This window comes from Paenibacillus sp. JCM 9796, from assembly GCF_055379675.1.
The window spans coordinates 1558094-1570719 of sequence record NZ_AP043723.1 but is presented as its reverse complement, the minus strand read 5'-3'; the positions used below and the strand labels follow the sequence as shown (position 1 = coordinate 1570719).

The 12626-nt window shown below is 60.2% G+C and carries 9 protein-coding genes; 5 read left to right on the top strand and 4 right to left on the bottom strand.

Annotated elements, in window-relative coordinates:
- Positions 1 to 37: 37 nt before the first annotated feature.
- Positions 38 to 997, bottom strand: coding sequence for a hypothetical protein (locus tag ACZ439_RS07665; protein ID WP_464620843.1), 960 nt, complete (start codon positions 995 to 997; stop codon positions 38 to 40).
- A 144-nt stretch (positions 998 to 1141) separates the two neighbouring features.
- Between ACZ439_RS07665 and ACZ439_RS07660 the strand changes: the two genes are divergently transcribed.
- Positions 1142 to 2467 carry a cytochrome P450 gene (locus tag ACZ439_RS07660; RefSeq protein WP_464620842.1) on the top strand — a complete coding sequence of 442 codons (1326 nt, stop codon included), beginning with the start codon at positions 1142 to 1144 and terminating at the stop codon, positions 2465 to 2467.
- 309 nt (positions 2468 to 2776) lie between these two features.
- On the opposite strand, the gene ACZ439_RS07655 is transcribed toward ACZ439_RS07660, so the two are convergent.
- Positions 2777 to 2986 carry a YwbE family protein gene (locus tag ACZ439_RS07655; RefSeq protein ID WP_054798278.1) on the bottom strand — a complete coding sequence of 70 codons (210 nt, stop codon included), beginning with the start codon at positions 2984 to 2986 and terminating at the stop codon, positions 2777 to 2779.
- 120 nt (positions 2987 to 3106) lie between these two features.
- A complete protein-coding gene (locus ACZ439_RS07650; RefSeq protein ID WP_054798279.1) occupies positions 3107 to 3580 on the bottom strand; it encodes a hypothetical protein in 474 nt (157 codons plus the stop codon).
- A gap of 497 nt (positions 3581 to 4077) precedes the next feature.
- Between ACZ439_RS07650 and pheS the strand changes: the two genes are divergently transcribed.
- The 4 genes from pheS to ACZ439_RS07630 all read left to right on the top strand — a co-directional run bounded on the left by pheS (position 4078) and on the right by ACZ439_RS07630 (position 11104).
- On the top strand, positions 4078 to 5112 hold the full coding sequence (pheS, locus tag ACZ439_RS07645) for a phenylalanine--tRNA ligase subunit alpha (RefSeq protein ID WP_127608249.1): 1035 nt from the start codon (positions 4078 to 4080) through the stop codon (positions 5110 to 5112).
- Between the two features lie 20 nt (positions 5113 to 5132).
- Positions 5133 to 7583, top strand: a complete 2451-nt coding sequence (pheT, locus tag ACZ439_RS07640; protein ID WP_054798277.1) for a phenylalanine--tRNA ligase subunit beta — start codon at positions 5133 to 5135, stop codon at positions 7581 to 7583.
- Between the two features lie 112 nt (positions 7584 to 7695).
- Positions 7696 to 10536 (top strand): cell division protein ZapA, encoded by a 2841-nt coding sequence (gene zapA, locus ACZ439_RS07635; protein WP_464620841.1) that lies wholly within the window; start codon positions 7696 to 7698, stop codon positions 10534 to 10536.
- 1 nt (position 10537) lies between these two features.
- Positions 10538 to 11104, top strand: coding sequence for a CvpA family protein (locus tag ACZ439_RS07630; protein WP_054798139.1), 567 nt, complete (start codon positions 10538 to 10540; stop codon positions 11102 to 11104).
- Positions 11105 to 11858: 754 nt separating this feature from the next.
- On the opposite strand, the gene ACZ439_RS07625 is transcribed toward ACZ439_RS07630, so the two are convergent.
- Positions 11859 to 12557, bottom strand: coding sequence for an SDR family NAD(P)-dependent oxidoreductase (locus tag ACZ439_RS07625; RefSeq protein ID WP_054798138.1), 699 nt, complete (start codon positions 12555 to 12557; stop codon positions 11859 to 11861).
- Between the last annotated feature and the right edge of the window lie 69 nt (positions 12558 to 12626).

The window sequence follows — 12626 nt, the reverse complement described above, 5'->3', positions numbered from 1 at the left end:
CGCGAACCTGCACCGCCCACCGCTGCAGGGCATTGCATCAACGCGCTGACGAGTCCTTGTGCAGCTTCATCATCAGCCAAGCCAGCATATAGAACGGAAGCGCGACGCCTGCCCAGCGAAAGACTCCAGGCGTCGCCGCCACATATAAGCTTAGCGGGGCGGCCCACAGCAGAGCCGCCAGCATTCCCCATGGCCGCCGCCGAACGGAGGAGACGATGGCGAGCAGCGCAGGAGCGAGCCCGAACAGCAGCACCGCCAGCCATTCGCCGGGATCGGAAAGAGGCGCGTAGGGATTCAGCCAGATGAGGCTGACCCACAGGGCCGAGCTGTACACTCCGCCGAACAAGCCGATAACGCGCGAAAGGCTATAGAGCGGCAGCCGTTTGCGCTTCGTCGCGACGAAAGCACAGGCGATGGCGAACCCTAACGCAAGCAAGCCCAGCTTGGCAAGCGCGTGCGGCTGCGTCAGCTTGTTCCACGCCTGCTTCGCATACAAGGCCAGCCAGCCCGGTACCTCCGTCATCAGGCTGCCGGGGAGATCGGCTTGGGTGGAAGGCTTTACGCCGACGGGCAGCAGGGCCAAATCGTCCCGGGCATCCGTCAGCGCCTTCGTCCCTGCGCAAAGATGCGTCTCCAGCTCGCCGGGATGCCGCTCCTGCGCGTATACCAAATACGTTTCCCCCTGCTTAAAATCAATGCCGCACGAATGGAAGCCGGTGTACACGATAGCTTCCGAGGGCAGCTCGCCTTTCCGGATCGAATCGACCTCCAGGCGAACGGCGTATCGTCTTCCGATTGCCCTGCTTTCGTCGTATGGATCGTACGTCTCGCGGATGCCCAGCACCTTCCCCTCGAAAACTGCCGCCGCTTGTTCGGCGGCTTGCAGCGGAGTGACCGCCGCACAAGAACAGGCGGCGCACGGATGCGGGAAGGCGGCCCAAGCGAGAGCCGTCAGCGGCAATAATAGCGTCATCATCCAAATCCAGCGTTTCCTCACCTTCTCTTCCTCCCTTTTCGCACACTTTCGTTACGTATATCTTGCTTCTTGAAACGGTTCCCGCCCGATAAATGCCAGCGTTCTTCTAAACATGGTATACTTTGGGACATACATCCATAAGGTTTCGGAGGAGGCGTTCAAGCTATGTCTCGCATCGTAGACATCCGCACGTCGCGCATGCGCAATTTTATCGCATTTCAACGCGATCCGCTCGGCTTGTTAGTAGAGGTGCTGCAGGACGGCGACGTGATTTCCCTGCGTTCGGGAGAGAAGCGTCCCTCTTATATCGTCAATGCGCCGGAATTCATCCACGAAATCCTGGTCGCCAAGGAAGCGTATTTCCGCAAGGGCCGAAGCTCGGAAGTGCTTCGAAGGACGATCGGTGACGGGCTGCTGACGTCGGAAAAAGAGGAGCACCGGCGGCAGAAGAAATATTTGACGCCCGCGTTCTACAAAGAACGGATTCAGGCGTACGCGCGTATTGTCGCGGAGGAATCGCAGCGAGCGATCGAATCGCTGCAGGACGGACAGCCTGTGGAGCTGCATGACGAGATGATGCGCCTGACGTTATCCGTCATTGCCAAAGGCATGTTCGCAACGGATGTCGCAGAGCGGAAGAAAGAATTGGCGGACGCCGTCGATATCGCGATTCGCGAGTCGGCACGTACGTTGTTCTTTCCGTTCATCGTCCCGTTCGGTGTGCCGACACGGGGACACCGCGTACACAAACGGGCGATTCGTACGCTGGAGTCGGTTGTTCGGGAAGCGATAACGGATGCAAGGAAACGGCCCGACCGGTACGAGGAAAGCCTCCTTGGCTTGCTGCTCGATACGAAGGACGAGGATGGAAAGCCGATCACGGATACGGAAGTCCGCGATCAACTGATGACGATGCTGATTGCCGGTCATGAAACGACGGCCAATGCGCTTGTGTGGGCATGGTATTCGCTCGACCGGGAGCCGGACGCCGCCGCCAAATTTCACGCCGAAGTCGATGCGCCCGGGCAATCGGAAGGCCCGGCGTTCGAGCAGTATCGCAAGCTCAAGTACACCCAGCAGATCATACAAGAGACGCTGCGGCTATATCCGCCGGCCTGGACGATTCTGCGGGAGGCGGAGCGTGAGGTGGACGTGCTGGGGGAAACCTTCCCGGCGGGAAGCTCGTTTCTGATCAGTCCCTATGCGGTTCACCGGAATCCGCGCGTATTCGGCGACCCTTACGCGTTCCGGCCGGAGCGGTTTGCCAAGGAAAGCGCCGGCTGGCCGAGGTTCGCTTATTTTCCGTTCGGCGGCGGCTCGCGCGGCTGCATCGGCTCGCAGTTCGCGATGATGGAAGCGGCGCTTATTCTCGCGGAGCTGGGCAGGGCGTACCGGTTCGAGCGCACAACGGAAGCTGCGGCTATCCCCGAGCCGCTGATTTCCTTGCGGGTCAAAGGCGGCTTGCGGATGCGGCCGTGCCGCCGAACGTAAGTCAGTCATGGAAGTTTTTAAGCGACGAGAGAGCGAATGAGGTCAACAAACTGCACGCCGACGAGCAGGTAGCATAGAGCGCAGCCTAGAAGAACAAGAAGCACATTTTTAAGCAGTTTCATAACGGAGGACTCCCCTTTCATATGGTTCGCGCCTCTCTCTATGTGTACGAGACGTACCTTATCCAGACGAAACAAAATGGAGCCAAGTTGCAAGTTTTCGAAAATTTTCGAAGAAAGGCGGAGAACATTCCTTCACTATAACAGACGAACACCCCCGGCTCCGGCAGGATACGGGGGTGTTCGTCCGTTAAGAATTAGCGGCGCCGATAATGGCTTTCACGCGACCGACCTGGCCGTCCTGCAGCCGGACTTTAATGCCGTGCGGATGCGTCGGAGAGTTCGTGAGAATGTCCTTGACGATCCCGCGGGTCGTCTTGCCGGTCCGCTGGTCTTGCTTCAGCACGATATCGACCTCGAGCCCCGGGCGAATGTGACTGCGCTGCTGTCCTGTAAGCATGGTTCGTTTGCACTCCAATCCGATTGCTTTGTTCAAATTCAAATTCAAGTTCAAGTTCAAATTCAAGTTCAAGTCCGAGTGTCCGCGGTGTTCGCGTTCACAGAGGTTCTTCCGCACCCATTACGGGCGCTTGAAGCCTTCCTCTTGCAAATACCGGGCCGCTTCCTCATACGTTTCGAAGGCGGATTCCAGATTCAAGCCGGCGTACAGGTACCACAGCTCGTCCTCGTGAATGAGCAGCAGCGTCTGGCCGTTCGGCCCGTGCCAGCGTTCTTCCTCCGCCGCATCGCCGCTGACGGCCTGCTCGGCGGATGTCTTCGGGGCGAGCGATTGGATCGACGCCCGAATCAGCTTGCGCAGTTCCTCTGCCGAGTAGTCGCGGATGTTCACGAGACCGCGCTCGTCCGTCGCATAGTCCGCCGTATGACCGGCATAGACGAAGCCGTTGCCGTTCGGGTGCAGGTGATAGACGACGATTTTCTTGTCGTAGCCGCTTTCTTCATAATGAAAATTAATGCGCCCGAGCGACACGTCTTTACGCGTCAGTTCGGGGAACGATTCGATCACGGACAATTTTTGTTCGAAGGTTAACATGAAGGACCCCACTTTTTCGTCATCTGCTAGCATGATTATCCATGAATTATACCACAGCCCCTTCGGATTCCAAACCGCCGAACCGGACCGGAAGGGCGGACGCCCTTGCATCTGCAGGCCCATTTGCATATAATACTTGTTAAATCCATACCGTCAAATGCGTGGACGGAGACAAGTAAGCAGTGCTTCTTCACAGGGAGGCCCCGCCGGAGATTGAGAGCGGGTCCGAAAGAATCAGGCTGCCGAAGTTCGCTCCCGAGCAGTCCCTTGAAACCGCGAAAGCTATCGCTGCGGCAAGTAGAGGGTCACCGGTTTACGAACCGTTATGTTCAACGAAGTGAGAAGCGCTTCGAGTCGCCCTGTTCAAGTGCGGCGTCGCAGCTTTCTAACAAGGGTGGTACCACGGCTTTTTCGTCCCTTATCCGGGACGGGGAGGCCTTTTTTGCGTGGCGTGGATATGGAGCATTCGTACAACACTTAAGGAGGGTAAGATCACGATGAAAGAACGTTTGTTGCAGTTGAAGGACGAGGCGCTCGGCGAGCTGGCGGGCGTGCAGAACCAGCAGCAGTTGAACGATCTGCGGATCAAATATTTGGGCAAAAAAGGTCCGCTGACCGAAGTGCTGCGCGGGATGGGAGCGTTGAGCGCGGAGGAGCGCCCGCTCATCGGGCAGGTGGCCAACGAGGTGCGCGGGGCTATCGAGGACGTGATCGAGGCGAAGCAGGCCGAGTACAACCGGGCGGAAACTGAGGCGCGGCTGGCAGCCGAGACGATCGACGTGACGCTGCCGGGACGTCCGGTTGCACGCGGGGCGGTGCATCCGATCAGCAAGGTGATCGAGGAAATCGAAGACATTTTCATCGGGATGGGCTATACGGTCGCGGAAGGGCCGGAAGTGGAGCAGGATTACTACAACTTTGAAGCGCTCAACCTGCCGAAAAACCATCCGGCGCGCGACATGCAGGATTCGTTCTACGTGACGGAAGAAATTTTGATGCGGACCCATACGTCTCCGGTTCAGGTGCGTACGCTCGAGAAGATGAAGGGCCATGTGCCGATCAAAATCATTTGTCCGGGCCGCGTCTACCGGCGCGACGACGACGATGCGACGCATTCGCACATGTTTACGCAAATCGAAGGGCTGGTCATCGACCGCAACATCCGCATGAGCGATCTCAAAGGGACGCTGCTCCAGTTCATGCGGGAGCTGTTCGGCAAGCAAACGCAAATCCGGATGCGCCCGAGCTTCTTCCCGTTCACGGAGCCGAGCGCCGAGGTGGACGTCACCTGCGCCATGTGCGGCGGACACGGCTGCCGCGTGTGCAAACATACCGGATGGCTGGAAATTCTCGGCTCCGGTATGGTGCATCCGCGCGTGCTGGAGATGGCCGGGTACGATCCGGAGGAGTACAGCGGCTTTGCGTTCGGCCTCGGGGTCGAGCGGATCGCGATGCTGAAGTACGACATTGAAGACATTCGTCATTTCTATACGAACGATCTGCGATTCCTGAAGCAGTTCGTCCACTTGTAAGAGAGAGGAGCGTGGACTAGGTGAAAGTATCTTACCAATGGTTATCTCAATATGTCGACGTAAGCGGTTATACGGCGAACGAGCTCGCCGAGAAGCTGACGCGCAGCGGCATTGAAGTCGATATCGTGGAAAACCGGAACAAAGGCGTGACCGGCGTCGTGGTCGGTTACGTGAAATCCCGCGAAAAGCACCCGGATGCCGACAAGCTGAGCGTTTGTAAGGTGGACGTCGGCCAAACCGAGGAGCTGCAAATCGTATGCGGAGCGAAAAATGTGGACGCGGGGCAAAAGGTGCCCGTCGCCATCGTCGGCGCGAAGCTGCCGGACGGTCTCGTTATTAAACGCGCGAAGCTGCGCGGCGTCGAGTCGCAGGGCATGATCTGCTCGGCGAAAGAGCTCGGTCTCAACGACAAGCTGCTGCCGAAGGAAATTCAAGAAGGCATTCTCGTGCTGCCGGCGGATACGCCGATCGGCGCGGACATTCTGGAAGTGCTGGCGATTAATGACGAGGTGATGGACCTCGACTTGACGCCGAATCGGTCCGATGCTTTAAGCATGCTGGGCGCGGCTTATGAAATCGGAGCGATTCTCGGTCGCGACGTCAAGACCCCGGATAGCGCGTCCGGTCTGCAGGATACGGAGTCGCCCGTTACAGCATCCGATCGTATTTCGGTCGAAATTACGGCCAAGGACGCCTGCTCGCATTATGCGGCGCGGCTGATTGAAGGCGTGAAGATCGGGCCTTCCCCGCTCTGGCTGCAAAACCGCCTCATGGCGGCGGGCATCCGCCCGATCAGCAACATTGTCGACGTCACGAACTACGTGATGCTGGAATACGGCCAACCGCTGCATGCGTTTGACGCCGACCGTCTGGCGAACGGGCACATCGACGTCCGCTTCGCGCGCGAAGGCGAGAAGCTGGTGACGCTGGACGACGTGGAGCGGACGCTCGAGCCGCATATGCTGCTGATTACGGACGGTACGAAGCCGGTCGGACTCGCGGGCGTGATGGGCGGCGCGAATTCCGAGGTGTCGGAGGGCACGACGCGCATCCTGCTCGAATCCGCGAAGTTCGACGGCGGCACGATCCGCAAGACGTCGCGTCAGCTGGGCCTGCGTTCGGAAGCCTCGCTGCGCTTCGAGAAGGAAGTGAACCCGGAAGCGGTTATTCCGGCGTTAAACCGGGCCGCAGCGCTCATGGCCGAGCTTGCGGGCGGTCAGGTGGCCTCCGGTATCGTCGAAGCTGTGGCGCGCGAGCATCGTCCGGTGCAAATCGAAATCACGCTCGGCCGCATTAACAGTTACCTGGGGACGAGCTTGACGATGGACGAAGTGACATCGATCTTCCGACGGCTGAACTTCACGTTCGAGCCGCTGGAGCAGGACGGGCTGCTTGTTCATGTGCCGAGCCGTCGCGGAGACATTACCCGCACCGTCGATTTAATTGAAGAAGTGGCCCGTCTGCACGGGTACGACAACATCCCGACGACGCTGATGAACACGGAGACGACGCCTGGCGCCTTGACGAAAGAACAAGCGATACGCCGGACAGTCCGCCGCTTAATGACGGGCAGCGGGCTGCATGAGGCGATCACGTATTCGTTCACGCATCCGGAGCAAATCGCATCGTTCGCCGGGGCTTACCGGGATGCGCAGCCGGTGGCGCTGGCGATGCCGATGAGCGAGGAGCGCAGCGTGCTGCGCACGAGCCTTGTGCCGCATTTGATCGATGCGGCCTTGTATAACCGCAACCGGAACATCGACGACGTGGCGCTGTTTGAGATCGGACGCGTCTTCTTGAGCAGCGAGTCGTCGCTGAGCAAGCTTCCGGAAGAGAAGCTGCTGCTGTCCGCGCTGATGACCGGCAAGCGCAGCGAGCTGCATTGGACCGGAAAGCCGGGCAATGTCGACTTTTTCGACCTGAAGGGTGTGTTTGAGCGCGTTGTGTCGTACTTGGGCATCGAGGGCATTCGTTACGTCGCCGCTAATCCGGAAGGCTTCCATCCGGGACGTACCGCTTCGATCGAAGTGGAGGAAGACGGCGTTTGCCGGGTGATCGGTACGATCGGTCAGCTTCACCCCGCGCTGCAGCAGGCCAAAGATCTCGCCGACACGTATGTGCTCGAAGTGGAGCTGGAGACGCTCGCGAAGCTGGCCGGCGAACGGTTTACGTACCGCCAACTGCCCCGGTTCCCGGCGATTACTCGCGATATGGCGCTCGTGGTGGACCGCGCTGTCGCCGTCGGCGATCTGATCGCAACGGCGCAAGCTACGGCCGGCGATTGGCTCGAATCGATTCAGGTGTTCGATATTTACACAGGCGACCGGATCGACTCGTCGAAGAAGAGCGTTGCGATATCGCTCGTCTACCGGACGCCTGAGCGGACGCTGACCGACGAGGAAGTCAGCGAGCTGCACGTCCGCGTCGTGGCGGCGCTGGAAGCTTCCTACGGCGCGGAATTGCGTAAATAACGAAGGCTGCTTTTGACCGACAAAACGTATTAACTCCTAGCAGGAAAAGCAATTCTCCGTATCGAATAATTCAGGATACGGAGAATTTTTTGTGTGAAAGGGGAACGGCTTCGTGAACGGTGAAGATAAAGTACGGATGACCGTCGACATCTATGGCTCCCAATATAAATTAGTATCCAAATCCAGCCCTTCCTATATAAAACGCGTCGTTGCCGTCGTGAACGACCAAATGCACCGCATCGCCGCCGGCAGTCCGCGTCTGGATCTGCCCAAAATCGCCGTTCTTGCGGCCGTCAATATGGCGGACGAATGGACCCGCATGCAGCAGGAGGTCGAAGCTGCGCAGGAACAGCAGCGGGAGCTTGCGAAGGTGCAGGGCGAGCTGGCGGCTTTAACGGATAAGCATGGGGAGCTTCAACAGTCGGTTGACGCCGATCGCGAGCGGCTGCGGTCGTTGTCGGCGGAACGCGATGAGCTGCTTGCCGTTAAAGCGGCGTTCGAAGGGAAGCAAGTCGAGCTGCAGGGGCAGGTCGAGGAGCTGGGCGCTTTGTACGAAGTCGCTGAAACGGAGCTGACCGAGAAAACCGAGCTGCTGCGCATCCGGGAGGAACGGCTGACCCAGCTCGAAGTGCAGATGGCCGAAGCGCTGGAGCGTGCGCGCGAGTTCGAAGGACGCAGCGCGGAGCAGGCTCGCGAGACGGAGCGTCTGGGGCAGCTGCTGCAGGAAAGCGAGCGCCTGCGCGAGGAACTGCGGCTGCGTCTCGGCGAAGAGCAATCGCAGCGCAGCCGTCTGGCGGAAAGCTTGGCGGCGCTGGAGCTGGAGCATGCGGAGCAATTGCGCAAAGCGGAGCAAGCTGCGCAGCAGATCGCTGACTGCGAGCGGCAGCGCGCCGAGCTGGAGCGCCGTTTGGGTGAAGCGCAAGGAGAGCGCGAGACGCTGGCGGCGCGGCTGCGCGAGCTGGAGGAGCTTACGGCCGAGCAGTCACGCGAAGCGGAGCAGCTCGCGTTGCGGCTGCGCGAAGGCGAAGAGTCGCGTGCTGCGTTGGAGCTTCGCTTGAGCGGCTTGTCCGCTGAGCGGGAGCTTCTTGCTGAGCGCGTCGCGACGGGCGAGCGGCAGTACGCCGAGCTGAGCGAGCAGCTGGATCAGCTGCAGGAGCAGCTCGGCGGCAGGCAGCAGGAAGTGGAGCTGCAGGTGGCGCTCTATGACGAGCTGCTGGAGCAAAGCAGCTCGCGTGAAGCGGAGCTGAAAGCGCAGCTGGCCGCCTCGGAAGAGCGCGCGCGGCTTGCGCTCGAAGCGGAGGCAGCGCGCCAAGCCGAGCTGAAGCAGGAAGCGGCCGAGCAGGCAGCGGCAGCCGATGCGCGTCTGGCGGAGCGCGAAGCGGAGCTGGAGCGCCGCATCGCGGAGCTTGGACGGGAAGCGGCCGAGCAGGCAGAGGCGGCTGACGCGCGTCTGGCGGAGCGCGAAGCGGAGCTGGAGCGCCGCATTGCGGAGCTTGGACGGGAAGCGGCCGAGCAGGCAGCGGCAGCCGATGCGCGTCTGGCGGAGCGCGAAGCGGAGCTGGAGCGCCGCATCGCGGAGCTTGGACGGGAAGCGGCCGAGCAGGCGGCGGCAGCCGATGCGCGGCTGGCGGAGCGCGAAGCGGAGCTGGAGCGCCGCATTGCGGAGCTTGGACGGGAAGCGGCCGAGCAGGCAGCGGCGGCTGACGCGCGGCTGGCGGAGTGCGAAGCGGAGACCGCTCGCGCGCTCGAAGCGGCCGAGCAGCGCAGGGCAGAGGAGCTGCGCGAGCAGCAAGAGCAGCACCGCCGGCTGCAGGTGCAGCTTGGCGAGCAGCTCGAGCAATGCCGCGAGCAGCAGCAGCGTGCGGATGGGCTGCAGGCGGAGCTGGAGGCGCTGCGTTCGGCTCAGCGGGAGCAGGCGGAGGAGCTCGAGCTGCAGCTTGAGCTGTACGGCGTGCTCGAAGCCGAGCTGGCCGGTCAGCGCGAAGACAGCGTAACGCGAGAAGCGGAGCTGCGTCAGGCGCTTGAGGCGGAAGCTGCGCGCATACGGGAGCTGGCGGAAGCGGAGGCAGCGCTGCGCGCGGAGCATGCCCGCGAGCTGGAGGCGCTGGAGCAGCGCCGTGTGAGCGAGCTGGCCGAGGCGGAGGCTCGTGCGCGAGTGGAGCTGGAGGCGCGGGCGGCCCGGGCAGCGGAGCTGCAGCAGGAGCTCGCGGAGCGGGAGCAGCGCGGCCAGGAGCTGGAGCGGCAGCTCGGGCAGCAGCAGGCGTATAACCTGCAGCTGCAGGAGAGCAGCAGCCAGTGGCAGCGGCGGAGCGAAATCCAGGCGTCACAAGCGGACGAGCTGCGTACCTTGCTGCAGGGCAAGCAGGAGGAGCTTGGGCTGGTGCAGGAGCTGTATGACGAGCTCCAGAAGAAGTATCAAGAGATGGTTCAACGGCTCGCGGAGCAGGAGTCCTCGAGCACCCAAGAGAATGAACAGCTTCGAACGCGGCTTGCCGAGCTCGAGCGTCAGCTTGAAGAACGGGAACGCCGCTTGATCGACGCGCAGAAGGAAGTGTTGGGCGCCCAAGAATTCAGTCGCGCCCTGCAGGAACAATGCGCGGCCTGGGAAGCGAAGCAAAAAACGTCGCTCGAAGAGCACAACGTCCTGACTGCCCGTCTTGCCTCGCAAGCCTCGCGGATTAACGAACTGGAAGCTGCGGTTTCGCAGGCCGGTCAATTGCAGAAAGAGTTCGTCTCACAGCAGCGTGAACTTAGCTTGCAGGTGGAGCTGTACAATGAGCTGCAAGAGGAGCTGAAGCTCCAAATCGGGCAGCACCAAGCGCTGCAAGCCGAGTATGACGCGCAGCAGGAGAAGGCCGAACGGGTGTTCCGCGAGCTGGAATCGCTGAAATCGGAATACGAGAAGCTGCAGGTCGAATATAACGAGTGGATCGAACTTGTGGAGAAAGATTAGCATGCAGCCGATGAATGGCTTGGATTACGCGGTTCTGGCGGTCGTTGCCGCCGGAACCGTGCTCGGTTACGCCCGCGGTTTCGTCGGGCAACTCGTTTCGTTTGTCGGTTTGTTTCTGGCCTATGTCGCGGCGTTTGCTTTTTATGACGACACGGCCCCGTGGATTCGCAGCCTGTTGAACTTGTCGGAGCATGAGACGTACCGCAAGTACGCGTTTTTGGCGGAAGGCCTGCATCTCGATACGTATGTCTACAACGCGCTGGCTTTCGGCATTCTGCTGTTTGGCGTCAAGCTCGGCTTCAGCGTAGCCGGAAGGCTGCTGAACTGGCTGGCCGCCGCACCGGGCATCAAGACGGTAAACAAGTGGAGCGGCGCCGCGCTCGGGTTCGTGGAAGCGGGGCTGATCGCGTTGATCGCCGTACACGTCATGACGGTCTTTCCTAACGATACGGCGCAGCGCTTGCTCCAAACGTCGATGACAGCCCCGTATATGTTGGAGCATACGCCCGTCGTGACCGACAAGCTGCAGGAAATGTGGGAGAACCGCTCGGAGCGGGTGAAAGCGTAACTTGTACAGCGCTTGCTTGCCATGCCGCTGCGATCTGCATCTATGAGATGTCCGACGTTCGCCCACAGGCCATCATGCAAAATAGGTTTGACGAGCGGCGTATATTTTCGAGATGAACGGTTCATATTAGACTTCGACGGTGAAAGCGAGAGAGGTGTGGTTCCGTTGGAGGTTCTAACGAGCAATGCCGGGGAAGTTGTTGTTGAATCCGACCAGAAGCGAGGGGATGTGCCGCAGAGACGTTATTGTAGTATCCGTACTGCATAGTGTTCAATGAGGGTAGACCCGAGATTCATAAGGTTCAGAGCAGTGACCAAATTGTGTTCACCGTCAGGGACTCCGCAAGGAGTCCTTTTTGGCATACTTTCCAAAAATAGCGGAACACGGGTACCTTGATTCTCAACTTTCAGCACCCATTCGGGCAAAAGCGGAACTGTGGTCTCTTATACGGGGGAATTTCGCTACAAACGCTGCAGAGAGGTGAAAATGCGACCGCAGCCGCCCCAAGTTCCGCTATTATACCAGACGCCAAAACAAAAACGTGGATAACGCATCTGGTTCCGCGATCGCGTCCCTGTCATCGCGTTCCGCGATCGCGTCCCTGTCATCGCGTTCCGCGATCGCGTCCCTGTCATCGCGTTCCGCGATCGCGTCCCTGTCATCGCGTTCCGCCTTCGCGTTCCGCCTTCGCGTTCCGCCTTCGCGTTCCGCCTTCGCGTTCCGCCTTCGGCTCCCCGCTTTCGCGCTATGCGCCTTATTCCAACACCGTTCCCGCTTCGACCAGCCTCCCGGTGAAGCCGGGGTTGCTTAGCGCAGCCAGAGCAGCGATATCCGGGGCGACGAGGTGCGGGTCTTTACCGGTGGCGTGCATTTCGGACTTGATCGTGCCTGGATTGAACAGGTTCGCCAGAATCCGGTAGCTGCTTTCTTCCTCGGCCGTTGTCCGGGTCAGCGACTCGAGCCCGGCTTTGCTGGCGCTGTATGCGGCGAAGCCGCCCGCTCCGTTGGTAGCGAGCGAAGAGGTGATGTTGATGATGTGCCCGCCTTTTTGCTTGCGCATCGTCGGCAGCACGGCGCGCGTCATCAGGAAGGCTCCGGTGAGGTTGACGCTGATCTGTTCGTTCCAAGCCGAGAGCTCCGTATCAATCACTTGTCCGGTTTCGTAAACGGCGGCGTTATTAATCAGAATATGAATCGTACCGAATCGTTCCACGGCTGTGCGAACAAGCCTATTTACATCGGCTTCTTGGCTGACGTCGGCCTGTACGGCCAAGGCCGAGCCGCCGCTGGCTGCAATTTCGGCGGCGACCGCTTCGATTTTACCGAGTCGCCGGCCGCACAATACGACGGTAACGCCCGCGGCCGCCAACGTTATCGCCGTAGCCCGTCCAAGTCCTGTTCCTGCTCCTGTAACAATCGCCGTTTTTCCCTTCAAGCTTGCCAAATTTACCATCCTGTCCGCTCCTTTGCCGATTTTTTATTATTATAACAGCCGCTGGTACAGAGGGGAAATTATATTTCC

Coding starts and splice junctions, on each gene's coding strand:
- pheS (WP_127608249.1), top strand. CDS start 4,078: ATGAAAGAACGTTTGTTGCAGTTGAAGGACGAGGCGCTCGGCGAGCTG.
- ACZ439_RS07660 (WP_464620842.1), top strand. CDS start 1,142: ATGTCTCGCATCGTAGACATCCGCACGTCGCGCATGCGCAATTTTATC.
- ACZ439_RS07625 (WP_054798138.1), bottom strand. CDS start 12,557: ATGGTAAATTTGGCAAGCTTGAAGGGAAAAACGGCGATTGTTACAGGA.
- ACZ439_RS07630 (WP_054798139.1), top strand. CDS start 10,538: ATGCAGCCGATGAATGGCTTGGATTACGCGGTTCTGGCGGTCGTTGCC.
- ACZ439_RS07650 (WP_054798279.1), bottom strand. CDS start 3,580: ATGTTAACCTTCGAACAAAAATTGTCCGTGATCGAATCGTTCCCCGAA.
- ACZ439_RS07655 (WP_054798278.1), bottom strand. CDS start 2,986: ATGCTTACAGGACAGCAGCGCAGTCACATTCGCCCGGGGCTCGAGGTC.